Source organism: Sedimentibacter sp. B4 (assembly GCF_000309315.1).
In the GTDB taxonomy this organism is placed as follows: Bacteria; Bacillota; Clostridia; order Tissierellales; family Sedimentibacteraceae; genus Sedimentibacter; species Sedimentibacter saalensis.
Genome location: NZ_CANG01000195.1, coordinates 1 through 259, shown reverse-complemented (window position 1 = coordinate 259; position 259 = coordinate 1). Strand labels below are relative to the sequence as shown.

The 259-nt window shown below is 61.8% G+C and carries 1 protein-coding gene; it reads left to right on the top strand.

From position 1 onward, the window contains the following. The coding region (locus BN358_RS28475) for a hypothetical protein (protein WP_040582604.1) at positions 1 to 209 on the top strand (209 nt) is incomplete at its 5' end. Positions 210 to 259 lie beyond the last annotated feature (50 nt).

Here is a 259-nt window from a genome sequence, read left to right as displayed (position 1 = left end):
TCATGGACGCTGGTTCAGGCGACGCTGTACTGCTCGCCGGCCTCGTAGACGGCCTCGACGATGCGGTCGAAGTCGACCGGGGACTCAGAGCTGACGTTGAGCTTCGCGTCCTCGAGGGTGAGTTCGACGCCGGTGACACCCGGCACGGCCGATACCTCTCCTTGATGGCGTGCACGCAGTGGTTGCAGGTCATCCCGGTGACGGTGTAGCTGGTGATCATGGGGCTTTTCCTTTCGTTTTGGTTTCTAGGAGCGGACGA